The organism is Alteromonas sp. ABV2_168, from assembly GCF_056161165.1.
Genome location: NZ_JBSWYQ010000005.1, coordinates 129554 through 155428 on the forward strand (window position 1 = coordinate 129554; position 25875 = coordinate 155428).

Sequence of the window (25875 nt, forward strand, 5' to 3'; positions counted from 1 at the left end):
CAACATAACGGCTTTATGGTAGACTCTTCCTCTTTTTCGATGTCCCAGAGTAGTAAGGAAAGAGTCTTGTCTTCTGAGCCAGCCGCGCCTTCTGTTTCTTCATTATACGACCAGTTGTCATTGTGTATGCTGGCCGATCGTTTTCCTTTACGCCGTCGCATTCAAAAACTCAGCGGGTTGATTAAATCTCAGTCTGAACAGGCGGCTGACGCCATCAGTGATGTTATGCAGCGCATTGACGCGTCAAAAGTGAAACGTGCTTTGCGGGCGGAGAATTTGCCGGTCATTGAATATCCGCCGTTACCCGTCAGTGATAAAAAAGACGACATCAAACAGGCCATCGCTTCTCACCAGGTGGTCATTGTGGCGGGGGAAACAGGCTCAGGAAAAACCACCCAGCTTCCGAAGATTTGCCTGGAACTGGGCAGGGGCGTGGACGGCATGATTGCCCATACCCAGCCAAGACGACTGGCTGCCCGCAGCGTGGCAAGCCGTATTGCTGAAGAACTGAATACGCCGTTAGGTGAAAAGGTGGGTTTCAAAATCCGCTTTTCAGATCAGGTCAGCGACAGCAGCTACGTCAAGCTTATGACCGACGGTATGTTGCTGGCGGAGATGCAGCAGGATCGCTTCTTAAATCAGTACGACACCATCATTATTGATGAGGCTCACGAACGCAGTCTTAATATCGACTTCCTCCTCGGGTATTTACGTCAGTTATTGGATAAGCGCCCCGAACTTAAACTCATCATCACTTCGGCGACCATCGACCCGGAACGCTTCAGCAGACATTTTAATGATGCGCCTATTGTCGAAGTGAGCGGCAGAACCTATCCGGTAGAAATTCGTTATCATGATCCTGAAGAGCGGGAAGATGACAACGATCAGACTGATGCCATTGTCCGGGCCGTTGATGAACTTAAGCGCGAAGCGCCCGGTGACATTCTGGTGTTTTTAAGTGGTGAGCGGGATATCCGCGATACCCAGGATGCTCTCCAGAAGCAGCAATACCGGAACACTGAAATTGTGCCTTTGTACGCCAGATTGTCGGCAGCAGAACAAAACCGTATTTTCCAGTCTCACAGCGGCCAGCGCATAGTGCTGGCCACCAACGTGGCGGAAACCTCGTTAACGGTGCCGGGCATTAAATACGTTATTGACCCGGGTACCGCGCGTATTTCACGGTACAGCGCCCGCAGCAAAGTGCAGCGCTTACCCATTGAACCGGTATCTCAGGCGTCTGCGAATCAGCGGGCCGGACGATGCGGGCGGGTATCAGACGGGATCTGTATCCGCTTATACAGTGAAGAAGATTATCTTGGTCGTCCGGCGTTTACCGATCCGGAAATTCTGCGTACTAATCTCGCGTCCGTCATTCTGCAGATGCTGGCGCTGGGGTTGGGGGACATCGGCGCATTTCCGTTTGTTCAGCCACCGGACAGCCGCAATATAACCGATGGCTTCAGGTTGCTTGAAGAAATTCAGGCGATTAAACGGGGTAAAGGCCAGCCAAAGCTAACGGAAATGGGCCGCAAAATAGCCCGGTTACCGGTTGATCCCCGCTATGCCCGTATGGTCATCGAAGCCGGGCGCACGAATGCGGTGCGGGAAGTCATGGTGATTGCTGCCGGTTTATCTATTCAGGATCCCCGTGAGCGGCCACAGGAAAAACGTCAGCAGGCAGATGAAAAGCATAACGAATACCGTGACAAAGACTCAGACTTTATCAGTCTGTTTAATTTGTGGCAGTCATTCAGAGAACAGCAAGCTGCGCTGTCTAATAATCAGTTGCGCAAGTGGTGTAAAGCGCAGTTCATCAATTATCTGCGTATGCGTGAATGGCAGGACATTGTCAGCCAGCTAAAAAAATCTGTCGCGGAAATCGGTTTGGGGATCAGCAAGCAGGATGCTGATTTTCAGTCTGTGCATCAGGCGCTTTGCAGCGGTTTGTTGTCGCACCTGGGCATGAAAGACAAAGAGCGGGAGTATCTCGGCTCACGGAATTCAAAATTTATGATTTTCCCGGGCTCAGGCCTGGCAAAATCACAACCCAAGTGGATCATGGCGGCAGAGCTGGTGGAAACGTCCCGCCTGTTTGCCCGGATGAATGCGAAGACTGACCCGGCATGGGTAGAGCCTCTGGCAAAGCATGTGACCCAGTCCAGCTATTCAGAGCCTCACTGGTCTAAAAAGCGCGGCGCTGTGGTGGCTTTTGAGAAGGTCACCCTGTTTGGCTTGCCCATCATCCCGAAGCGGGCTGTGGTTTACAGTCAAATCGATCCGCACGTGTCTCAGGATTTATTTATCCGTCACGCGTTAATTGAAGGTGATACCAAACTGAATAACAGCGTGCTGGCGGATAACCAGACCTTGCTTGATCAGGTGGATGAGCTTGAGCAGAAAACCCGGCGCCGGGACATCATGGTGGACGAAGAAGCGCTGGTGGCCTTTTATGCCCAGCGTTTACCGGTAGAAGTCAATAACGAAGCTTCGTTTAAAAAGTGGTGGCAAAAACAATCCGACAAGAACATTCTCGCTTTCAGTGAAGAGGATGTGTACCGCCAGCAGCCGGGTGCGAAGACTGCCAATGCTTTTCCCGATGTCTGGAAGCAGGGCAATATTACGCTGCCTTTACGGTACCATTTCGAGCCCAATGCTGAAGATGACGGGGTAACGGCAACCATTCCGTTACCCATATTAAATCAGGTGGCAGATAAGGGCTTTGACTGGCTGGTGCCGAGTTTACAACACGAACTGATTGTCAGCCTGATTAAAAGCCTGCCTAAACGTTTACGCAAAAATTTTGTGCCTGCACCGAATTATGCAGAAGCCTGCCTTGAAGATATCAGCGCCTTTGACAAGCACGGTCAGCCGGTGCCGCTTTTACAGGCGTTGTCTGACAAACTGCGCCGTATGACCGGTGTTATTGTGGAAGAAGAAGAGTGGCAGTTGTCTCAGCTTGAACGGCATCTCAAAATGCACTTTGCTGTGGTTAACGACAAAGGTGAGGTGATTGCCCGTGGTGATGATCTGGAAGCATTGAAGAAGCAATGTCAGGGGCAGGTGAAAGCCACCTTTGAAAAGGCCGCAACGCCGGAACTGGAACGCAAAGGGCTTGAAAGCTGGGATTTTGAACAGCTGCCGGAAACCTTTACGCAAAAGATGGGGGGCTTTGAAGTACAGGCGTTTCCCGCTTTGGTCCGCCGTGGTGACAAAGTTGATATAGTACTGGTGGACGAGCCTGAAAAAGCGAAACAACATCATCAGGACGGCGTTAACGTGCTGATCCGTAATGCTATGCCGTCGCCACTCAGCTATCTGCAAAGTAAATTGCCGAACAAAGCAAAACTGGGTTTGTATTTTAATCCTTTCGGCCAGATCAAAGCGCTCATTGACGACTGTATACTGGCCGGTATTGATGATTTGGCCAACACCTTTAAACAAGCACAAGGTGTTGAAATACGTGACGCTGAAACCTTTAAACAGTGCGTCGATTTTGTCAGGGCTGAAATTAATGATGTGGTGCTGGACATAGCCGGGCAGGTGGAAGAGGGGCTCACTCTCGCGCACCAGTGTCAAAAGCAAATGAAGGGCAATGTACCGCTCAACATGGTCAGTGCCCTTGGCGATGTGAAACAACATCTGTCTACACTGGTTTATCCGGGTTTTGTCTCGGATTTAGGTCGCGGAAGGTTGCCGGACTGGAACCGCTACATTAAGGGACTGGCGCGACGCCTGGAAAAGCTGCCCATTGATCCGAATAAAGACCGCATGCATCAGCAAACCATTGAAAAAGCGGTGACTGCGTTTAATAAAGCCTGCAATAAATACCCGCAGGGTAAGGCACCTGCTGAGCTGCTTGAGGTCCGCTGGATGATTGAGGAACTGCGTGTTTCTCTGTTTGCCCAGCAACTTGGCACCGCCTATCCGGTATCAGCAAAAAGAGTTTTAAGTGCGCTGGAAAACTTTTAATAAAAAAGTCGCGTAAAGGTATGTGATATCGCGAAAAAGCGTGATGGATATACGCTGATATTACACCACATATCAAACTTTCGGTGACTCTTCGGCGATCTCAGTTGACATCGCCGGGGTGTCGTCCTATAAGTGATGAAGTATATTACGAGGTTGCTACCAGAGGTTGGGAGAAGTAAGACATGTTAGGATACGACGATAAACGTAATTTTTTCAGGATGATGGTTAACTCGCCTTGTCAGGTACAGATTAACGACGAAGAATCCAGCCGTACTCATCAGGCAGTATGTAAAGATATCAGTGCCACAGGCATGTCTCTGGAAGTTGAAGAGCCATCCATTGAAGTGGGTACGCAGGTTAACGTTTCTATCGACTCCAACAGCTCCCAGATCCCGTCCTTGTCTGCCATTGCAACCGTGGTTCGCTGTGTGCCTGAGACAGACGCCAGCTGTATTATTGGTGTAGAAATTTCAGAAATGAAGTAACTAACTCATGAAGTAACTGATTAAAGATCAGTTACTTCACACACCAGACCTTTCAGGTAATAACCTTCCGGATACGTGCCGATAACAGGGTGGTCTTTGGCCTGAGTCAGGCGTTCAACAATCTTAATGGTCTTGCCGGCATCCAGCGCGGCATCGGCCACAATTTTCTGAAATAAATCCGCCGGCATCAGGCCTGAGCAACTGAATGTCAGCAGCAAACCACCGGATTTCACCGCGTGAATACCGTACATATTAATGTCTTTGTAGCCTCGTGATGCGCGGCCCAGTGATGCTTTGCTGTCGACGAACTTAGGCGGATCGAGGATCACCATATCGAACTGTCGTTGTTCTTCGTGATACTTACGCAGAACCTGAAACACATCACCGTTCACCATGTCGCAACGGGCACTGTCGAGATGATTGATTTCAAGATGCTTTGCCGCGAGCTCAAGCGCCGGATCAGACACATCCACATTGGTGACATGTTTTGCGCCGCCCTGTAACGCGTAGCACGAAAACGTGCCGGTATAGCTGAAACAGTTCAGCACATCTTTATCTTTTGCATAGCGGCCGGCAGCTGCGCGGGCATCACGCTGATCAAGGTAAAAACCGGTTTTATGGCCGTTGCGAATATCTACCTGAATCTGAATACCATTCTCCAGAATTGTGACCACCGGTTCCGGATCGCCATGAAGCGTCTGCACCAGTGGCTCCAGTCCTTCTTTTGCACGCACATCCACATCGCTGCGTTCAAAAATGTCTTTCCCCGGCAGCACTTTTTTCAGTGCCCACACAATTTTGTCACGTTGCTTATCAGCACCGGCACTCAACAATTGCACAACAATCACCGTGTTGTACACATCTATAGTCACGCCGGGCAATCCGTCAGACTCTGAAGCGATGAGGCGATAGCTGTTAGTGTTGTCGTTAATCACCAGGTTTTCACGGAGGGTGAGGGCAGTAGAAAGGCGACGAACAAAAAAACCATTGTCTACCGGTTCATCTTTGTTAAAAGTCCACATGCGAACCCGTAACTGGGATTCAGGGGACCATGCACCGCGTCCCAGCCAGTCACCTTCTGCACTTATTACATCAACAGTGTCTCCGCTGCGGCAACGTCCGTTAACCGTGGCAACGGCACTGGCAAAAACCCAGGGATGACGACGGCGCAGTGATTTATCACGTTGAGGTTGTAAGACGACGGTGGCAGACATTGTTATGATAACCCTTAGATGAAAGTGGCGCGCAGTATAGCTTTTCTCATTATCCGGCGCGACTTTTGAACCGAATATTTGTGATGACCATAGGTATCTTTGAATTCAGATCGTCAAACGAAGGAGTACAGCGATGCGATATATCGATTTTGACAAGGGCGCGGGGCCGGAAACTTTGAAGATCAGTGAAACGGATACGCCTGCTATCGCCAGTGGCCAGGTGCTCGTTAAAGTGCATGCATTCGGGGTAAACCGCGCCGACACCTTGCAGCGTCAGGGAAAATATCCGCCACCGCCGGGTGAAAGCGACATTCTCGGACTGGAAGTTTCCGGGGTAGTGACTGAGGTTGCAGATGATGTCACTCATTGGAACACGGGTGACAAGGTGTGCGGTTTGGTAGCGGGTGGCGGCTACGCTGAATATGTGGCGGTAAATGCACGTCATCTGATGCCGGTGCCAGAGCGTATGTCCTTGACACACGCAGCAGGGCTCACGGAGGTGTTTCTTACCGCCTGGCAGGCGCTGTTCACAATCGGTAACCTGCAAGCTCAGGATAAAGCCCTTATTCACGCCGGTGCCAGCGGTGTTGGCTTAGCTGCGCTGCAACTGTGCAAACTGAAGGGCATTGCCACAGCCACCACCGCGTCTTCTGAAGATAAATTAGCCCAGTGTCGTGATATGGGCGCGAACCTGACCATCAATTATAAAGAACAGGATTTTGCTGCTGTTTTGAAAGACACCTGGCCGGAAGGCGTAAACTTTGTACTCGATTTTGTGGCAGGGGATTACCTGAACCGTAACCTGAAAGTACTCGCGCAAGACGGGCACATCGTTTATTTAGCCATGCTGGCAGGGCGTTTCGCCGACAAGTTAGACATGGCATTGATGTTGGGCAAACGCGCCCGCATTCAGGGGTCAACGCTCAGAAACCGCAGCGACGCTTACAAGGCTGATTTGATACGTGATTTCTGCGAACACGGCTTGCCGGGCTTCGACGACGGCACGCTCACAGTGAACGTAGATACCGTGTTGCCAGTTGAAGATGTCGCTACTGCCCATGCCCGCCTTGAAGCCAATGACAGTCGCGGCAAAATCATTGTTGAGTGGTGATGAAGGCGAGGTTCACCTGACAGGTGTCTTTTAGTCAATTGCCGATGGCAGACACCCCGGCAAAATTGTATGACCCGTTTCGCATTATCGAGTGTTAGTCCGGCTTCATCACTGCACGCGACAAAGGACTGATAAAAATTCACAGTTCGCCATGCTATCTAACCTTCCTGGCTCAGCTATAACAATCCTGGTTTTACGATGACAAATGAGATCTTTCTGATATCAGGAAAGAAGATGGAACAAGATCGAAAAGGAACTTGGTAAGCTTCGTAGAGAATATGAACTGCGATTTTTCACAAAAGAAGCAACGTCTTTATGAATGAAAATTAATAGTGTAGGATGGATGAAATATTCATTTGATTTATGTTTAAGTGCAAAGGTAATGATTAAAAAAATATTTGGATCATTAAAAGGGCGTTTGTTTTCACTTATTTTTTTGGCAATTTTACCTTGCTACGGCTTGATCCTTGTTCATTTTAACACTGCGATAAATAATGAAATTGAAAAATTGCGTGGCAGGGCAGAATTCGTTACTGAGCAATCGGTGCGGAATCAGCAGAACATTGTAAACGGTACCAATATCTATTTGCGGCGGTTAGCTGAATCAGAAGCCGTTAAAGATGTTTTCTCAAACCGCTGTATTGAGTTTGTAAAAGAACAAAACCGGTTGAACATGCACGTTACGAATATAGTGGCTTTTTCTATAGACGGTCATTTAGCATGTGCGGCATCTGATAGCGAGTTTGTCTCAGGTTTGGCTCAACAGCCTTTTTTTTCAAAAGCTATAAATACTAAGACCTATGTAACCAGTGAAATACAAGTTGACTCATCTACGGGCGAATTTGTTATGGCGTTTGCTTACCCAATTGTTAGTGAAAGTAACACAAATGAGGTGACTGGTATTGCGGTTGTTGTTGCATCAGTGGAATGGTGGGGACATTTTGTCAGGTCAATGGTGTTACCAAAAAATAGCGTCGCATATATTTTGGATCGTAATTATAAAGCGGTATTCAGTTTAAATAATGATCTTAGCTTTGAAGGGTATTCACAGATTAAAAATGGTGAAACGCGAATAGGGCCAAATGGAGTTCGTCGAATATTTTTCAGCCATCATTTAAGTGTTGAAGATCAAGATATATCGTTAACATTTGTGACGGGGATTAGTATTGATAGAGGTTTTAACTCAATACTTCGCTCATTTTATTATGAGCTATTGTTGTTTACTGCGTTTGTGGCAATTGTACTTATTATTTTGTGGCTTTTTTTCAGAAGTAATATTCAACGTCCACTAGACAACCTTTCAAGCTTCGCTGATGCTCTGGGTGAAGGTAAAGAGATCCAAAGTGACGAAGGTATTGGGATAGAGGAAATGGATTCCCTTCGACAGTCGTTGTTCAACATGGCTGACAAAAAGCATTCTGCCGAACAAAAGTTACGTAATCAGGCATCGCGGGATTCTCTAACTGGCTTGGCAAACCGATCGGCATTCAATGCGTTTGCGCAGCGGATTGTTGAAAAAGGCTATGCATCATATTCACCTAAATTTTCCGTAATTTATATCGACTTGGATAATTTCAAAGAAATTAATGACACCCGGGGGCATGAGGTCGGCGATAGAGTTTTGCATATATTGGCGGATAGGTTAAGCAAGCAGCTACCTGCGAACTGGTTTATTGCTCGACAAGGAGGTGATGAATTCACAATTATTGTTGACCAATATCAAAAAAGCGAACGTGTTGTTACTGATTGTCAATCATTGCTTAAACTGATTAGTGAGCCCATTCAAGTCTCGCATTTTTCGATGTCGATAATGGCTAGTATTGGATTAGCATTTTATCCGGAAGATGCTGATTCTGTTTCCGATATTATGTCTGCGGCAGACCAGGCAATGTATGCAGCTAAATGTCAAGGTAAGAACAGGGTTTGCCGATTTGATCTCGAATTAAAAAACGCTTTGCTACGGCGTACTTCGCTAACTGAAGCTCTGGGGCTGGCAATTGAAAGAGATGAACTCACTCTGCACTTTCAACCTATTGTTAATAAGCAAAATCGTGTTGTGAAGTTTGAAGCATTATTGAGATGGACGCAGCATAATGGCGTTAAGGTATCTCCGGCGGAATTTATTCCGTTGGCTGAGCATTCAGGTTTGATTTTTGATATTGGGTATTGGGTTATTGAACAAGCATTGGCTGCACTTCCGAGCCTTCAACTGCGGTTTGGGAATGATATACAGGTGAGTGTCAATGTATCGCCGTTACAGTTATCAGGTCATCGGGGAGCATCTAATGATTTGTTGCAGCAACTTTTAGAAAATCACCGCCGGGATCAAAGTACTAGACATGGAATAGTTATTGAAATTACTGAAAACCTGTTAATGTCTTCTGAGGATGCCACAAAAGAAGCGTTGCGCAAAATTCAGGAACATGGCATAGATATCGCTTTAGACGATTTCGGAACCGGCTATTCCTCTATGTCGTACATTCTGGATCATCGCATCGATTTACTAAAAATAGACAGGAGCTTTGTGCAACACATTACATCAAATAAGTCGTCGTATTTAATGTGTGAAGCAATGATACAGCTCAGCCAAAATTTGGGAATAAAGGTTGTCGCAGAAGGCGTAGAATCTAAAGCACAGGCCGATCTACTGTTTGAAATGGGATGCGATTTTCTTCAAGGTTTTTACGTTTCAAAACCACAACCTTTAAGCGTGGTTTTGAATGATTATAAACTTGTATAAATTTCGGACGTTATTTTTGAATAAAATACACAGACCTTTATTTTTCCTTATTCAGGAGCGCTTATACGTGCCTGTTTGTTATAATTTTATACACTACTCTGCCTGGCAGTGACAGGTAAAGTGTTCAAAAAGCCGCAACGTATAGAAACGCTTACACAAAAAATAAAAACTTATTAATAAGCGCTCCCCCGCCAATCAGGAAGATAAATAACACCAGCCCCAGTATTAGTGGTTTCATGCCGGCCTGCCGCACTACTTTGAGATGGGTCTTTAATCCTAATGCCACCATCGCCATTGTCAATAATACATTATCCAGTTCTAATAGTGGCGCAATTACGTTTGTGTCCGGCTTGCCCAGAGAATTCAGGGCAATGACCAGTAAAAAAACAATGGCAAACCAGGGCATCTGGGCCAGTGGAAAATTGTGTCTGCCTGCTGACAAGTTCTGTTTAGAGTCGTTAGTTGCCTGCGCGCGTTGTGCAGGCAGCACTGCCAGTACAATAAGAAAAGGCGCCAGCAACATCACCCGGATCATTTTTTCCAGCACCGCTACCTGTGCTGCGTCGGGGCTGACCGCACTGGCGGCGGCAACCACTTGCGCGACCTCATGAATGGTAGAGCCGGCATATATACCAAAAGCATGGTCAGATAACCCCAGATACGCACCGATAAACGGGTAAATGAACATACTGGTGGTACCAAAGATAACTACAGTGGCCACGGCAATAATAACGTTATCAGCTTTTGCCTTAATCACAGGGGCTGTCGCCAGTATGGCTGCAGCACCACAAATAGCCGAACCTGCACCTATCAGCAGGCTGGTGTGACTGTCCAGTTTAAGTAGTCCCCGACCAGTAATGTAGGCCACCGTGAATACACCCGACATAATAACCAGGTCGATCAATAAGCCAATCCACCCTAAATCAATAACCTCGCTGAACGTAAAGTGAAATCCAAATAGCACAATACCGGTTTTAAGAATCCGGCTTTTGGCAAACTCTACTCCGGTATCAATGTGCTTTAACAGGCCCGGCGTAATCAGGTTGCCCGCCAGCATACCTATCACTATGCCCAGCGTGAGCGGGCTGATACCGGCCTGGGAAAACCACTCCAGCCGGGCCAGGCCTGTCGCGCCAACAGCGATGAGCAACACAATGATCAGGCCGCCCGCAAGATGGCGAGAATTGTCCGTGTTCGGATTGTCTGGGTGTATTGGTGATGGCATGGCGCTTTCCTGCAATAGCTGAAGTTGCATTTAATCTACGCCCGGCATTACTATTACTCAAATACACTATTTTCATTTTTGAGTAACTTTAGGTTATACAATGAATTTGCATGGTTTGCGGGTATTTTATACTGTGGCTACCCAGCGTAGTTTTTCACTGGCAGCGGAGGCGCTTTTTATTAGTCAACCGGCGGTGTCAAAAGCGATCAAAGAACTTGAGCACACAGCAGGCCTGCCATTACTTGAGCGCGCCAGTAAAGGCAAGACAATTCGCCTGACCGAAGCTGGCCTTGCCTTGCTGGAACACGCTACGGGAATTTTTGCAATTGAAGCGGCCGCCGAGCAGGACTTAAAAGCCCGGGCGGGACTCACCCGCGGACAACTCAAGATCGGTGCCAGTACAACCGTGGCCAGTTACTGGTTAACCGACTTTCTGGCCCGGTTTCACCGTGACCATCCTGATATCGATATATCATTGAACGTGTCCAACTCTTCGCACATTGAACAGGCGCTTCTGCAAAATGATATTGAACTGGGTTATGTGGAAGGTGAAATTGTTCATCCACTTATTCATTGTGAACATTGGAAAAGCGAGCCGTTAAGTCTGTTCTGCGTTAGCACCGGCGCATCCCCCGAGAAAAAGATACCGGCACTTGAGCAGGCGACCTGGCTAGTCAGGGAACCCGGTTCAGGGACGCGTAGTGTGAATGAACAGTATTTTCTCGCACATCAGATTGCGCCGTTTCAGACCATAACGCTGGGCAGTAACGAAGCCATTATTCATGCTGTTGCCGCCGGGATGGGTATCGCGCTGCTGCCCGATGTGGTGGCTGCGCCATTGCTGGCGCTCAACAGCGTTCAGCGCTTACCTGTTAAGGCGCTGCATCAGCCGGAGCCGCGTTCTCTGTTTTGCATGACCCATAACACCCGTCCCCGCTCACCCGCTGCCATCGCTTTTTTAAGTCTGAGTCGGGCGTAAGTAATGCAGCCCTATATTGCTTTACGGCAAACATTCTGTAAGTAGCAGCCCCAATACCGCGGCTACCACCAGTGACTAAAACGATTTTTGAATCATCCATGAATTTATCCTGCGTTACTCAAAATACGTGCCTGAGGTGTTGCGTTCAAAAGGATAATCATCTCTGTATCCGCCAGTTTTTCTTTGCACCGGTGAATTAACCGGAAAAGCCGGTATCGTCCTGCGTAGGACTGCCGGCAGCTTCACGGGCTAAATCATCAACCCGCTCATTTTCCGGATGGCCGGAGTGGCCCTTAACCCAGTGCCAGTCCACATCGTGCTTCTTCACTGCTTCGTCCAGACGCTTCCACAAATCTGCATTTTTTACCGGCTTTTTATCGGCGGTACGCCAGCCGTTTTTGCGCCAATTTTTGATCCACTGGTTTATGCCATTTTTTACGTACTGACTGTCGGTGGTAATGTCTACAATGCAGGGTTCTGTCAAACATTCCAGTGCGGCAGCGGGGGCCATCAGTTCCATGCGGTTATTGGTGGTTTGATTAAAACCCTCACTGATTTCTTTTTTGTGTTTTCCGAATATCAACAGTGCGCCATATCCGCCAGGTCCGGGGTTGCCTAAACAGGAACCATCGGTATATATCGCGATTTTTTTCTTTGCCATGAAGGGCCTTTTTTACGTCAGAAATGTGTTTCCGGGATAATGTCCTGGTATACTAATGAACTGAAACCGCCTGTGCCAGCGAAAATCTGAAATTCGCGGGGCACCCGGCAACTATAAGATAAAACAAGGTGTTGCAGACATGCGTCAAATCGTGCTCGATACAGAAACCACGGGTATCGAACCTAAAGAAGGTCACCGTATCATTGAAATTGGCTGTGTTGAGGTTGTTAACCGCAAACTCACCGGCAATCATTTTCATGTATACATTAACCCTCAGCGAATTGTTGAACAGGAAGCGATTGAAGTTCACGGGATTACCAATGAATTTCTGGCAGACAAGCCGTTGTTTGCAGACGTGGCGCAGGACTTTATCGACTTTATCACCGGTGCCCAACTGGTAATTCATAACGCGGCCTTCGACGTCGGCTTTATGGATCACGAATTCGGTATGAATGCTCCCACTGCCGGGGTCAAAACTCACGATATCTGCTCTGTGCTCGACAGCTTATCTCTTGCCAGAAAGATGCACCCGGGGCAGAAAAATAACCTCGATGCATTGTGCCGGCGCTATGGTATAGACAACAGCCACCGTGAACTTCACGGCGCTTTGCTGGATGCCGAAATTCTTGCTGATGTTTATCTGCTGATGACCGGTGGCCAGACAAAATTGAATCTGGCCGGCCAGAACAGCGAAGGGAGCGGCGATACTCAGGGGATCCGGCGTATTCAGCGAAACGGAAATAAATTAAAGGTTATCCGCGCCTCCGCCGATGAATTAGAACAACATGAAGCACGACTGGATATTGTGCAAAAGAGCGGTGGAAAGTGTTTGTGGCGAGCAACTCCCGAAAGTTAATTCCTTTTTTAACTTCTATCTGGCTATTCTTTATTGCCGGCAGTTTTTCGCTGTCAGCACAGCAGGCCGGTGATGAACCGGCCGTCGACACCAGTGCGTTAACCGCACTGGGTGATGATTATCAAAATTCTATTCTTTTGCTTCGTAACCGCTTCCGCATCGATCATGAAGTGGACGAAGTGACCATGGTTTTCTTCCGTGAATTTGGCTCTGCACCCGTGGTTCTGGTGCGTCCCGACGGCTCTAAGATATTTTCTTCTCAGGCTGAAAAAAATAATGTGGAATGGTATGACGATGATACCTTCGACATGATTAAGATAAAAAATCCGGTGCCGGGACCGTGGCAGGCTGTAGGGCAGGTGTTACCGGAAAGCCGGGTGATGGTACTTTCAGGCATTGAGCTTCATGCCGATCCTCTGCCGGCAGTTATATTCTCCGGTGAAGTGCTCAAACAAACCGCCTATCTGACTAATGGTGGCAAGCCCATTGATTATTCGGCTTTCCGTGAAGTGGTTGACTTGTCCATCGAACTCAAAAGTACCAATAATCCGAATTTTGATAACTTTGGCGCGAAAGACGAACTTATCGCCACCTTTGAAGACAATGGCAGGGGCATGGACGAAGCGCCGGAAGATGGCGTATTCACCGGTCAGTTTAATCTGGCAATCCCTTCCGGTGAGTGGCGTCCTGTTTTCACCGTGGACACTCCCATGTTTTCCCGTGAACAAATTGATCCGGTTATCATGTTACACCCGAACCCCGTGCTATTGAGTGAAACACTGGATGACGGACAACAGGGTTACCACGATTTACATATTGATGTGGTGCGTGACCAGATTGATATTGAATCATTATTGATAGACGGAAAGGTCAGGTTTCCCAATGGTGATATTCAGAACTTTTCCATTACTGAACCTTCATCTGAAGCCCGCTTACACCGGATCCTCGCCTATGAAGATGGTTTGTTCAGAGTAAAGATCACTGCTTACGCGAGCACCACCGGTGGCAGGGACGTGATCCTCGATGTGCCGGAATATACATTTCTAGGCGAAACCGGCGGCGAAGAGAGTGACGAAGCGCCTGTAACAGGTAGAGCAGGGGATCTTGAAGCGGCATTATTAAAAGACACGCCATCCATGCCGTCTGTACAACTTCCACCGGAAGAGCCCGGAATGGATGACGGCACAATGATCATGCTTATTGCAGTGGTAAACGGCTCGATAATCCTGATTGGTGTGCTCATTGTAGGCTTTATTGTATGGAAGCGGAAAAAGGCTGCAAAACCTGCGGTTGCTCCGGCAGCGCCTAAGGCTACTACAGGTGCAGAAGTTAAAGAGAAAAAGCCGGGTATGCTGGCTGGTTTACTGTCGAAATTTAAAAAGAAGAAGCCTGACAGCGAAGAAAAGTAGTCGGGTTGTGGTCTTCACCAGGTGACTTAAATGGCAGAAACACGGTTTGCAGGCCCTGCCAGCATGCTATACGGTGGTTATTACATCATTATGGCGAATAATCAGGCAAACGATGCATGTTGGCACATTTTATCTAAAAAAACCGTTGACTCGACCATAGGGAATACGTATTATCTGCGCCGCAGTCAGGGCAGAGACTTCAATAAAGAATCTGCAAGCTGCTGAAAAAATTGAAAAAAGTGGAGCGGTAGTTCAGTTGGTTAGAATACCGGCCTGTCACGCCGGGGGTCGCGGGTTCGAGTCCCGTCCGCTCCGCCACTTTCAATAGCAAAACTAATATGGTTCTTCGGAGCGGTAGTTCAGTTGGTTAGAATACCGGCCTGTCACGCCGGGGGTCGCGGGTTCGAGTCCCGTCCGCTCCGCCATTTAGTTTCGCGCCTTCTCTTGTGTGGAGCGGTAGTTCAGTTGGTTAGAATACCGGCCTGTCACGCCGGGGGTCGCGGGTTCGAGTCCCGTCCGCTCCGCCATTCAAGAGACACAATTTCCCAGTGGAGCGGTAGTTCAGTTGGTTAGAATACCGGCCTGTCACGCCGGGGGTCGCGGGTTCGAGTCCCGTCCGCTCCGCCACTTTCCTCTAAAGTTATCTGTTTTTCAACGCTTTCTGTTGGTCATTTGCATCCCTCACGTTAGTATTCGCTCAGGTAGAATTACTTCCGGAAGCTAGATTTCATATGGATGCACTACTCGCATGTCGCGGGATTTCAAAAACTTATCATGATGGCGAAACCGATACGCCGGTTCTCTCTGATGTGTCACTTACCGTACAGACCTCTGAGCATGTCGCTATTCTCGGCAGTTCGGGTTCAGGAAAAAGTACCTTACTGCATATTCTCGGCGGCCTGGACAAACCTGATGAAGGTGAAGTCTGGTTTCATGGCGAGTCCATGACAGGTATGAAACCGTCTCAGCTGGCGGCACTGCGCAATCAGAAAATTGGTTTTATTTACCAGTTCCATCATCTTCTCCCTGAGTTTTCAGCACTGGAAAATGCAGCCATGCCTTTACTGATTGGCGGTATGCCGGAAAAAAAGGCAAAACAGGCGGCAACTGACATGCTGGAACAGGTGGGGTTAACGCACCGGTTGATGCATAAGCCATCCGCGTTATCAGGTGGTGAACGTCAAAGGGTGGCAATTGCCCGTGCACTGGTAAATCGTCCCGCTCTGGTTCTGGCCGATGAGCCCACCGGGAATCTGGATAACAAAACCGGCGAGCAGGTCTACGGTTTACTGACATCTCTCAGTGAAAGCCTGGGCACCAGTTTTGTTGTCGTGACCCACGATAATGCGCTGGCCGCACGAATGAACCGTACTTTGCATATTAAAGACGGATTGCTTCACGGGGAGGCGGCAGGTTGAATCTGGCATGGCAGCTTGCTTCGCGTTTCCGGCGCAGCAAGCAAAAAAATGGCTACATTTCTTTTATCTCCTTCTCCTCCACGGTGGGGATTGGCCTGGGTTGTTTTGTACTCATTGTTTTGCTGTCGGTGATGAATGGTTTCGAACGGGAATTGCTGAACCGTATTCTTGCTGTTATCCCTCATGGCGAACTCTATGCCGTTAACAGTGAAGGCATTGAAAACTGGGAAGAAGAGATAGCCCGCCTTGAGCAGGATCCCAGGGTGGAGAGCATTGAGCCTTATACAAAAATCACCGGTATGTTGCAGCATAAGGGTAGCCTGAAAGCTGTCGAAATTACCGGTCTTGATATCAGCCGCGCCAGTCATGACCGCTGGCGGGATCAGGTGACGAAAGCCGGCTGGGAACAGTTTACCTCGGGCGATGATCAAATCTTGCTGGGGCAGGGACTGATGCAGAAACTGTCGTTATCGGCTGGTGACCGCATTGGTGTTCTGATCCCGACAGCGACAGATAATATGGCATTCAAAGCCCCCCATCTGATGCATCTTACTGTGGCAGGCAGTCTGAACGTGGGCGGTGAAATGGATAACTACCTGGCGATGATGCACCTGAACACCGCTTCAAAAGAATCCGGCGTAACCACCGGTGCCCAGGGCCTGCGTTTTATGTTGAAAGACCCTTACGATGCCTATGACACCATGCGCAGTATTGGTTATGATTTCAGCCAGGCGGTTTATATTTCCTACTGGATGCGTACCCAGGGACACCTCTATAACGACATTCAACTGGTGCGTGTTGTTGTGATGATTTCACTGACCCTGGTGATTGCCGTAGCCTGTTTTAACATTGTGTCCACTCTGGTGATGGCCGTCAGAGAAAAACAGGGAGCAATAGCAATCCTGAAAACCATGGGTGCAGGAGACAGTCTTATCCGCCGCACATTCATGATTCAGGGCCTTATCAACGGTGTGACCGGTATTGTTTGCGGCACCGTGGCAGCGGTATTCGTGGCGCCTAATCTTTCTGCCATTGTCGCTTTTATTGAAAAGCTGACAGGCATAACGGTGTTGTCCGGAGATATTTACTTTATCGATTTTCTGCCGTCAGAATTGCAGTGGCAGGACGTGGTTATTACTGTATCGACTGCCTTTGTATTGTGTTTGCTGGCAACATGGTATCCGGCTTCAAGGGCAGTAAAGGTTGATCCGGCAAGAGCACTGAACGGATAACAATAATTATGCGTGCTCTGTGAATATAAAAAAAGGTGGCCGCGGCCACCTTTTTTCTTTTAAGCATTTTTATCGAAGTGTTCGAAGTCCACCGTTTCTTCTTTTATGCCGGCATCCGGGTCATTGTAAACCGCTTCATCCAGTTCACCCTCACTCTTTGCCACCACACAGGAAACCATACAGTCACCGGTGATGTTAACGGCAGTACGGGTCATATCCAGTAAACGGTCGACACCGATAATCAAACCGATACCTTCCACAGGCAGATTCACCTGTTGCAGTACCATAGCAAGCATTATAAGGCCTACGCCCGGCACACCTGCCGTACCTACTGAAGCCAGTGTGGCGGTGAAGACCACCATAATGTAATCACCAAGTGTCAGATCCACACCATAAACCTGTGCGATAAACACGGTGGCTACACCCTGCATAATGGCAGTACCATCCATGTTGATGGTTGAACCCAGTGGAAGCGTGAAAGAAGAAACCGATTTGCCCACGCCCAGTTTGTTACGTGCAGTTTCCATGGTCACCGGTAAGGTGGCGCTGCTACTGGATGTGGTGAAGGCAAACAGGGCGGCGTCGCGCATTTTCTTAATCAGGGTAAACGGGCTCAGACCGGTCATGGTTTTAAGAAGCACTGAATACACAATCGTACCATGCAGAATAAGCACGACTAATACGAGGAAAAAGTATTTCGCGAGACTGCCAAGCATATCACCACCGATGGTGCTGAACAGTTTAGCCATTAATACGAACACCCCGTATGGCGCCAGATTCATGATAATGGTAACCAGTTTCATGATAATCGTATTTAAATCTTCAAATACCGCGCCCAGACGTTTGCCGGCATCGCCGGTCATCGCCATAGCTACACCGAACAACACGGCGAAGATAATAATTTGCAGCATGTTTCCTTCCGCCATGGATTTGATGGGGTTGGTAGGGAACATGTTAATAATAACCTGAGAGAAGGAAGGGGCTTCTTTAGCCACATAGCTTGCATCTGTGGGCATTAATACGTTACTGCCGGGACTGACAACTAATCCCAGACTGATGGCCAGTGTAATTGCGATAGCTGTTGTGAGTATATATAACGATACGGATTTGAGGCCCAGACGACCCAGTTTTCCCGGGTCAGATAAACTGCACGTACCGCATACAAGTGAGATAAACACTAGCGGGACAACCAACATTTTCAGGCTGGCGATGAAGATAGCACCGATTGTGGAGAATATACCTTCTACCAAAAAGGTATACGTGGAAAACTCAAAGCCGAATATCGAAAAGCGAAAATCTCCGCTATTATCGAAAAGAAGCTGAAGTAACCAACCGGTAATGATTCCGGCGCCCATGCCGATAAAGATTCTGGCAGTGAGGCTAAGCTTATTAGCAGATTGAGACATGTGGGTTCCCTAACAACAATGTTATTGATTTTGTTATAGCTTTAGTGTGCCAGAATCTTATCAGATTGAAATGAAAAATATTTCAGTATTGTCATTTACTAGAGGTCCAGGAAGACAACTATGAAAACACTTTCCCAGTCTCTGACGCTGTTCAGTATGCTGTTCTTATTATTAGCCTGCGGAGGCGGCGGCTCATTAGAGCGTGAATCCGACAGCAGTAGTGGCTCAGGAGACTCTGGCGACACTGACTCAACTTACACGGTTTCCCTTGCTCTCGTAAACCAGAATGATGAGACTGACCGTAATCTTGCGACAGATAACCCGCTCACACTGAACGCGACAGTGACTGACAATGACGGGGCGCCGCTGGCAGACACCTTAATTACCTTCACATTATCTAATGAAGAACTGGCTGTTTTCGGTAATGATACCGGCACAGCGCGTACAGATGATGCCGGTGTTGCCACTATTGATCTTACCGTTGGCACAGCGGCCGGTGATGGTCAGATCACAGCCACTTTACCTGATGGTACTGAAGGCACAACGACATTTACTTCGTCCGGCAGTAGTTCGGATGAAAACGCGGTCTACACAATTTCGCTGACACTGGTAAACCAGGCAGGTGAGGCTGACCGTAATCTTGCATCAGACAATGCACTGACCCTCAATGTCAGTGTGACCGATCAGTTCGATAATCCGCTTACCGATACTCTGATTGATTTCACGTTATCTGATGAAAATATTGCCACTTTCTCAAACGACACGGCTACCGCCCGCACTGATGATACCGGCGCGGCGACCATCGGCCTTGCTGTTGGCAGTGCCTCAGGTGACGGTGAAGTCACCGCTACATTACCTGACGGGACTACTGCTTCTACCACTTTTTCCTCTGAAGGAGCTTCTGTGATCACGGAAGTGCCGGCTGTTCTTGAGTTGTACACCACTTCGGTACAACTGGCTTCCAGCGGTTCAGATGACATTGAATTAATTGCACTGGTTAAAAATGCTCAGAGCGTATTAATGGAAGGGGTTGATGTGTCATTCTCTGCACCTTCTTCAGCCGGTGTAGAAATTCAGCAGGTTGACAGCCAGACACTGGAAAACGGTACGGCAACGGCCAGACTGACCAGCCAGAATAATGCTGCCAACCGCACTGTCACCGTGACTGCCGCCGCCGGCGACCTGACGCAAACCATCGACATTGAGATTTCAGGCACTGAGGTCACTATTAACGGTGCCCGCTCAATTACTATTAATGATTCCACCACTCTGACGTTGCGGGTTCAGGACTCGGATGGCACAAATATTCCTAATCAGGCCATCGAACTGGCTGCAACATCCGGCGAATTATCAGCGTCATCTGTCACAACTGGCGCGAATGGTCAGGCTACCGTCCAATTTACCGGTACTGTATCAGGTTCGTCCACGGTCACAGCGTCTGCGTTGAATGCCATTGGCAGTTTCACAGTCACCGTGCAGGAAGATGACTTTTCCTTTACCACTGTGCCTGCGGAAGAAGTGGCTGTTGCACCGGATGACAGCTATGAAGAAGCGAATTACACCACACTGACAGTGAGCTGGAACAAAGACAATGCCCCTTTTGCCGGCGGAACAGTAACTTTTACTGCATCCCGCGGTGATATTCGCCCGGGCGATGAAAGCGGTACTACCGACGCTAACGGTGAGTTGTCCTTTGATATCGCGTCAACCAATGCCGGCTTATCTTCTGTCACTGCAACCGGCGTGGACGGTGACGGTAATGAAGTGAGTGCGACAGTTGATATAGAGTTTATTGCCACCGATGCTGACAGCCTTTATGTGGATGCGTCTCCTGATCAGATTGGCCCTGACGGACAAACCAGTACCATTACTGCGATAGTCCGTGACCCTGCGGGCAACCTGGTGAAAGGCAAAGTTGTCAGCTTTACAGTGAACGACACCAGTACCGGTTCCATTTCACCGTCACAGGCAACCACTGACAGTAACGGTATTGCTTCAACAGTATTCACATCCGGCGCAGTAACCAGCGAAGATGCGGTGATGGTAACAGCAACAGTGGTTGATGATGTCGCTGTAACCGGCGATGTAACACTGACTGTAGGAAACCGGGCATTTGACGTATCAATCGGTACCGGTAATGAAATTGAAAAACCCGATAGCACAACATACCTGAAAGAGTTTGCTGTGTTTGTAACGGATTCGGTGGGACAGCCAATTGAAGGGGTGTCGCTGACAGCATCGTCTACACCTGTAAAATATGCCGATGGTGGTGAATTCTACAAGGGATACTGGGTATGGGTTGACCCTGTATGGGTTATCCGTGATGTAGATTCTGACGGGAATATTCTGGGTACCTATACTGCTGAATGTGTGAACGAAGACATTAACGGAAACGGTATTTTAGATTCAGGTAATTTTAATGCTCAGCGCCTGGCTTCGGATACTACAGACTTTTCCAATGGTGAAGACATTAACCGCGATACTTTCCTGACTCCCGGTATTGTTGGTTCACTGACATTCAAGGATGGTATCAACGAAACTGATGAAAATGGGCAGGCAACGCTGGAACTCCGTTATCCCAGAGAATATGCCGGATTTTACGAAGCTGAGATTTCTGTATTTGCACAGTCTACAGGTAGTGAAGCCAGTGCGAGTATGAAGTATCTGTTTGCAATCGCTGCAGATGATGCTTCGAATGAAAATATTCAGCCACCTTCCAGTCCGTTCGGAGTGAGTAGCCAATGTACAGATGCTGAGTGATTCAGCTCTCTGACAAAAAAGCCGTCACCTGAAGTGACGGCTTTTTCATATCTGCCTGTCCGTAAGATTAATTAAACCTGCTGGAAGGGGTAGACCGAACCGAGTTTCATGATTTGTGTCAGTTCATCCAGTGCGGTACGGCTTTCTGTGAGTAACTGCGGATCCCGTAAATCCTGCTCAGACAAGCGGTCACGGTAGTGTTTTTCCACCCACTGATTCAGACGGGCAAACAGGATGTCATTCATCAGCGTATGCGGGTTTGCGGCCTTTAATTCTCTCTCATTCATGGCTACGCGTAACCGTAGACAAGCCGGACCACCGCCGTTTCGCATGCTCTGCTTAACATCAAAGTATTTCACTTCTTTTACCGGCGTGTCCATGGCTGTGAGGGTGTTTAAATAATCAGAAACTGCCGGGTTTTCCTGACATTCTGCCGGTGCAATAATTGCCATGTGACCCTGCGGCAGGGTGATGATTTGAGTATTAAACAAATAGGTACTGACCGCGTCCATTACAGAAACAGCACTGGTAGGTACTTCAATGAAGTGCAGCGGACTTTCACCAAATTTGCGGCGAATTTCTTTCAGTACGGAGCCGGTATTCAAAAAGGCTTGCTCATGATAGAAAAGGACGTTCTGGTTACCTACTGAAATCACGTCGTTGTGGAAGACTCCCTGATCAATCACATCCGGATTCTGCTGGATATACACCACTTTTTCATCTTTCAGACCGTGCAGGCGGGAAATAGCCTGTGAGGCTTCAAACGTTTGTCTTGCAGGGTAACGCACCGGTGCAGGTTTACTGTGGTTAAACGCATACCGGCCGTAAACGAACAACTCTACACCGGCTTTGCCGTATTCAGTACACAGCCTGGTATGGTTTGCCGCACCTTCGTCGCCGAAATGCTCGTTATCGGGCAGGTGAGTATGGTGAGCGAAGTATTTGTCATCATCGAAGGTTGCCTGCAAAATGGCACCGGTTACCGCCGGTTCAAGTGAACGGTGGAACTTATTGGTCAGATTGGCCGGGGTAAAATGAATTCTGCCGTCCAGTGTGTCAGCACCGGGTGAAACCGTTGCTGCATTGGCTGTCCACATGCTTGAGGCGGAGCAACAGGCAAGAAAGACCTGAGGCGCCTGCTTTGCAGCTTTATCAAGAACCTGTGCATCTGAACCGGAAAAGCCCAGACGTCTCAGCATGGCGATGTCAGGACGCTCCTGCGGCGCTAAAACACCTTGTTTCATTCCCATATCAGCCAGCGCTTTCATCTTCGCCAGACCTTGTTTTGCTGCCTCTTTAGGATTGCTGACAGCATTGGCATTATTTTGAGATGCAACGTTTCCGGTTGATAACCCTGCATAGTTATGGGTAGGGCCAACGAGTCCGTCAAAATTTACTTCAAATTGCTGCATGGAATTGCCTCTTGGAAATGGATCATGAATGACTGCCGGCCGTTGCTTGAATTTAGCGTAAGAACCCAAATAAAGCAGGGGAAGGCAGCAAATAAACCGTCTTTTTTGCTCACTGAATTGGCGGCATTATACGGTTTTTAATGGCCTTGCCAACGTGAGTGATTAAAAAGTGAACGGTTTGTGGCGGTATTTGAAGCAGGCGACAGAATAACTATTAAGAAGATCTTGTTTTCCATTCACTTTGTAGATATATGTTAAAAAAAGAAAGGGTAGTGCACCATCACTTCTTTATACCCTTTATTATTCAATGAGATGATCTAAATCTCTGATTACGAACAGGTTTAATCAATTTTTATGGCAAAATCACTGGTTATTGTCGAGTCACCAGCAAAAGCAAAAACGATAAATAAATATCTCGGTAAAAATTTTATCGTAAAATCTTCTGTTGGCCACGTGCGCGACTTGCCTACGAAGGCGGTCGGCAATGTTGAGCCCAAAAAACCGGCAAAAGAACTGAAAACGTTAAGCGATGATGCGCGGGAAGAATATCTGCGCAAATATGAATACCGTAAACTGGTAGATCGCATGGGCGTCGACCCTGAAGCAGACTGGAAAGCACATTATCAGGTGCTTCAGGGCAAAGAAAAAGTTGTCAATGAGCTGAAGAAGCTCGCAAAAGACGCTGACACCGTTTATCTCGCAACGGATTTGGACCGCGAAGGGGAAGCCATTGCATGGCACCTGCGGGAACTCCTTGGCGAGAAGAATAAAACTTATCAGCGCGTGGTGTTTAACGAAATCACCAAAAACGCCATTCAGGAAGCTTTCTCTCATCCCGGTGAGGTTAACACTGATCGCGTGAATGCCCAGCAGGCAAGACGTTTCCTTGACCGCGTTGTGGGTTTCATGGTGTCACCGCTGTTGTGGAAGAAAATTGCCCGCGGGTTGTCTGCCGGTCGTGTGCAGTCAGTGGCTGTACGTCTGGTTGTCGAGCGTGAGCGGGAAATTAAGGCTTTTGTACCGGAAGAATTCTGGGACGTACATGCAGATGTAACATCAGGCGCGAAACAGCAACTGCGTATGCTGGTTAACCGTTATCGGGATAAAGCGTTTAAACCGGTTAATAAGAAAGAAACCGATGCAGCGCTGGCCGAACTGGAAAAAGCGCAATACGTGGTTGAAAGCCGTGAGTCTAAACCCACGCAAAGTAAACCGTCAGCACCGTTTATTACATCTACTCTGCAGCAGGCGGCCAGTACACGTCTTGGTTTTGGTGTTAAGAAAACTATGATGCTGGCTCAGCGATTGTACGAAGCTGGTCACATTACCTATATGCGTACAGACTCAACGAATCTGAGTCAGGAAGCGCTGGATAATTGCCGTGCTTACATCGACGATAATTTTGGTGGCAAGTATCTGCCGGATTCACCTATCCGTTACGGTAGCAAAGAAGGCGCTCAGGAAGCCCACGAAGCGATTCGTCCTTCAAACGTAAATGTGCAGGCAGCGTCGCTTAAAGAGATGGAGAGAGACGCACAGCGCCTGTATGAGCTGATCTGGCGTCAGTTTGTTGCATGTCAGATGACAAACGCAAAATATGATGCCACTACGATCCGTGTAACTGCCGGTGATTATGAACTGGTGGCTAAGGGCCGGGTACTGAAATTTGACGGTTGGACTAAGGTACAGCCACAAATCCGTAAGAAGGGTGATGAAGAACTGTTACTGCCGGACGTGAAGCAGGGCGAAGCCCTCGATTTGCAGGCCCTGGATCCTAAACAGCACTTTACGAAACCGGTGGCCCGGTTTAACGAAGCTTCACTGGTAAAAGAGCTTGAGAAACGTGGCATTGGCCGGCCTTCTACCTACGCCAGCATTATATCCACGATTCAGGATCGTGGTTATGTCCGGCTGGAAAATAAACGTTTCTATGCTGAAAAAATGGGTGAAATTGTTAATGATCGTCTGATGGAAAACTTCGACGACCTGATGAGTTATGATTTCACTGCCAATATGGAACAGCATCTCGATGACATTGCAGAAGGTAATAAAAACTGGAAGCAGGTTCTCGACAGTTTCTACAACGATTTCTACGCCAAGTTACTGAAAGCAGAAAAGGACGCTGAAGAAGGTGGAATGCGCACCAATCAGGCGGTCCCGGCTGGTATTGAATGCGACAAGTGTGGCCGTGAAATGAACGTCCGTACCGCATCTACCGGTGTATTCTTAGGATGCTCAGGTTACAACCTGCCTCCGAAAGAGCGTTGCACCAACACCATGAACCTGACACCGGGTGACGAAGTGGTGAAAGTCGATAACGAAGAAGAGCTGGAAACCGAAGCCTTGCGGGCTAAGCGCCGTTGTGACGTATGTGGTACGGCAATGGACAGCTATTTGGTAGATGAAAAGCGTAAACTGCATGTGTGTGGTAACACGCCGACCTGTCCGGGGACTTACGTAGAAGCCGGTACATTTAAGATTAAAGGGTACGACGGTCCGGTTATCGAGTGTGATAAGTGCGGCAGTGATATGGAGCTGAAGAACGGCCGGTTTGGTAAATACTTCGGTTGCACCAGCGAAGAATGTAAGAATACCCGTAAGCTGCTGCGTAACGGCGAAGCTGCGCCACCAAAAGAAGACCCGGTGGATTTACCTGAATTGCCCTGTGAGAAGTCTGATGCGCACTTTGTATTGCGTGACGGTGCCTCCGGTATATTCCTCGCAGCACATAATTTCCCTAAATCAAGGGAAACCCGTGCACCAAAGGTTGAGGAACTGGCCCGTTTCAGAGATCGTATTTCGCCTAAGTTTTACTATCTGGCGGATGCGCCGCAAAAGGATCCGGAAGGTAATCCGGCCATTGTGCGTTACAGCAGAAAAACTAAGCAGCAATACGTTATGTCTGAAAATGACAGCGGTAAATCAACAGGGTGGTCGTCCTGGTATCAGGATGGCAAATGGGTAACCCAGGACAAGAAAAAGAAATAGGTGTCAG

The 25875-nt window shown here is 48.3% G+C and carries 17 protein-coding genes and 4 tRNA genes; 16 read left to right on the forward strand and 5 right to left on the reverse strand.

Features of this window, described 5'->3' with window-relative positions:
* Nucleotides 1-39: 39 nt before the first annotated feature.
* The gene (gene hrpA, locus ACXAH4_RS09655) at nucleotides 40-3972 is read left to right on the forward strand and encodes an ATP-dependent RNA helicase HrpA (RefSeq protein ID WP_474881780.1); all 3933 of its coding nucleotides are present in this window, start codon (nucleotides 40-42) and stop codon (nucleotides 3970-3972) included.
* A gap of 182 nt (nucleotides 3973-4154) precedes the next feature.
* Nucleotides 4155-4457: a PilZ domain-containing protein gene (locus ACXAH4_RS09660; RefSeq protein WP_119501548.1), complete on the forward strand. Its 303-nt coding sequence runs from the start codon at nucleotides 4155-4157 to the stop codon at nucleotides 4455-4457.
* Between the two features lie 20 nt (nucleotides 4458-4477).
* Here ACXAH4_RS09660 and ACXAH4_RS09665 read toward each other — a convergent pair whose 3' ends face one another.
* Nucleotides 4478-5671 carry a class I SAM-dependent rRNA methyltransferase gene (locus ACXAH4_RS09665; RefSeq protein WP_474881682.1) on the reverse strand — a complete coding sequence of 398 codons (1194 nt, stop codon included), beginning with the start codon at nucleotides 5669-5671 and terminating at the stop codon, nucleotides 4478-4480.
* Nucleotides 5672-5804: 133 nt separating this feature from the next.
* Between ACXAH4_RS09665 and ACXAH4_RS09670 the strand changes: the two genes are divergently transcribed.
* Nucleotides 5805-6782 carry an NAD(P)H-quinone oxidoreductase gene (locus ACXAH4_RS09670; RefSeq protein WP_474881684.1) on the forward strand — a complete coding sequence of 326 codons (978 nt, stop codon included), beginning with the start codon at nucleotides 5805-5807 and terminating at the stop codon, nucleotides 6780-6782.
* 319 nt (nucleotides 6783-7101) lie between these two features.
* Nucleotides 7102-9522, forward strand: coding sequence for a bifunctional diguanylate cyclase/phosphodiesterase (locus ACXAH4_RS09675; protein ID WP_474881685.1), 2421 nt, complete (start codon nucleotides 7102-7104; stop codon nucleotides 9520-9522).
* Nucleotides 9523-9673: 151 nt separating this feature from the next.
* Here ACXAH4_RS09675 and ACXAH4_RS09680 read toward each other — a convergent pair whose 3' ends face one another.
* Complete coding sequence (locus ACXAH4_RS09680) at nucleotides 9674-10747, reverse strand: YeiH family protein (protein WP_474844339.1); 1074 nt, start codon at nucleotides 10745-10747, stop codon at nucleotides 9674-9676.
* Between the two features lie 100 nt (nucleotides 10748-10847).
* Here ACXAH4_RS09680 and ACXAH4_RS09685 point away from each other — a divergent pair, with 100 nt between their 5' ends.
* Nucleotides 10848-11726 (forward strand): LysR family transcriptional regulator, encoded by an 879-nt coding sequence (locus ACXAH4_RS09685; protein ID WP_474881687.1) that lies wholly within the window; start codon nucleotides 10848-10850, stop codon nucleotides 11724-11726.
* Nucleotides 11727-11922: 196 nt separating this feature from the next.
* On the opposite strand, the gene rnhA is transcribed toward ACXAH4_RS09685, so the two are convergent.
* Complete coding sequence (gene rnhA / locus ACXAH4_RS09690) at nucleotides 11923-12387, reverse strand: ribonuclease HI (RefSeq protein WP_303573950.1); 465 nt, start codon at nucleotides 12385-12387, stop codon at nucleotides 11923-11925.
* Between the two features lie 139 nt (nucleotides 12388-12526).
* On the opposite strand from rnhA, the gene dnaQ reads away from it, so the two are divergent.
* The 9 genes from dnaQ to lolE all read left to right on the forward strand — a co-directional run bounded on the left by dnaQ (nucleotide 12527) and on the right by lolE (nucleotide 17302).
* A complete protein-coding gene (gene dnaQ / locus ACXAH4_RS09695; protein ID WP_474844336.1) occupies nucleotides 12527-13243 on the forward strand; it encodes a DNA polymerase III subunit epsilon in 717 nt (238 codons plus the stop codon).
* Nucleotides 13219-14652 (forward strand): TIGR03503 family protein, encoded by a 1434-nt coding sequence (locus ACXAH4_RS09700; protein ID WP_474881688.1) that lies wholly within the window; start codon nucleotides 13219-13221, stop codon nucleotides 14650-14652. The genes dnaQ and ACXAH4_RS09700 overlap by 25 nt, the downstream gene beginning before the upstream one ends.
* A gap of 30 nt (nucleotides 14653-14682) precedes the next feature.
* Nucleotides 14683-14877 (forward strand): hypothetical protein, encoded by a 195-nt coding sequence (locus tag ACXAH4_RS09705; RefSeq protein ID WP_474844334.1) that lies wholly within the window; start codon nucleotides 14683-14685, stop codon nucleotides 14875-14877.
* 16 nt (nucleotides 14878-14893) lie between these two features.
* Nucleotides 14894-14970 (forward strand) — tRNA-Asp (locus ACXAH4_RS09710).
* A 30-nt stretch (nucleotides 14971-15000) separates the two neighbouring features.
* Nucleotides 15001-15077 (forward strand) — tRNA-Asp (locus tag ACXAH4_RS09715).
* Between the two features lie 25 nt (nucleotides 15078-15102).
* A tRNA-Asp gene (locus tag ACXAH4_RS09720) sits at nucleotides 15103-15179 on the forward strand.
* Between the two features lie 23 nt (nucleotides 15180-15202).
* A tRNA-Asp gene (locus ACXAH4_RS09725) sits at nucleotides 15203-15279 on the forward strand.
* Between the two features lie 104 nt (nucleotides 15280-15383).
* Complete coding sequence (gene lolD, locus ACXAH4_RS09730) at nucleotides 15384-16070, forward strand: lipoprotein-releasing ABC transporter ATP-binding protein LolD (RefSeq protein WP_474851371.1); 687 nt, start codon at nucleotides 15384-15386, stop codon at nucleotides 16068-16070.
* Nucleotides 16067-17302 carry a lipoprotein-releasing ABC transporter permease subunit LolE gene (gene lolE, locus ACXAH4_RS09735; RefSeq protein ID WP_474881690.1) on the forward strand — a complete coding sequence of 412 codons (1236 nt, stop codon included), beginning with the start codon at nucleotides 16067-16069 and terminating at the stop codon, nucleotides 17300-17302. Before lolD ends, lolE begins: the two co-directional genes overlap by 4 nt.
* Before the next feature lie 59 nt (nucleotides 17303-17361).
* Here lolE and ACXAH4_RS09740 read toward each other — a convergent pair whose 3' ends face one another.
* A complete protein-coding gene (locus ACXAH4_RS09740; RefSeq protein ID WP_474851375.1) occupies nucleotides 17362-18708 on the reverse strand; it encodes a dicarboxylate/amino acid:cation symporter in 1347 nt (448 codons plus the stop codon).
* A gap of 120 nt (nucleotides 18709-18828) precedes the next feature.
* Here ACXAH4_RS09740 and ACXAH4_RS09745 point away from each other — a divergent pair, with 120 nt between their 5' ends.
* The gene (locus ACXAH4_RS09745) at nucleotides 18829-21468 is read left to right on the forward strand and encodes an Ig-like domain-containing protein (protein ID WP_474881691.1); all 2640 of its coding nucleotides are present in this window, start codon (nucleotides 18829-18831) and stop codon (nucleotides 21466-21468) included.
* A gap of 71 nt (nucleotides 21469-21539) precedes the next feature.
* Here ACXAH4_RS09745 and astB read toward each other — a convergent pair whose 3' ends face one another.
* Nucleotides 21540-22880 (reverse strand): N-succinylarginine dihydrolase, encoded by a 1341-nt coding sequence (gene astB / locus ACXAH4_RS09750; protein WP_474881693.1) that lies wholly within the window; start codon nucleotides 22878-22880, stop codon nucleotides 21540-21542.
* Nucleotides 22881-23234: 354 nt separating this feature from the next.
* Here astB and topA point away from each other — a divergent pair, with 354 nt between their 5' ends.
* Nucleotides 23235-25868, forward strand: coding sequence for a type I DNA topoisomerase (gene topA, locus ACXAH4_RS09755; RefSeq protein ID WP_474881694.1), 2634 nt, complete (start codon nucleotides 23235-23237; stop codon nucleotides 25866-25868).
* The last annotated feature ends 7 nt before the right edge of the window (nucleotides 25869-25875 follow it).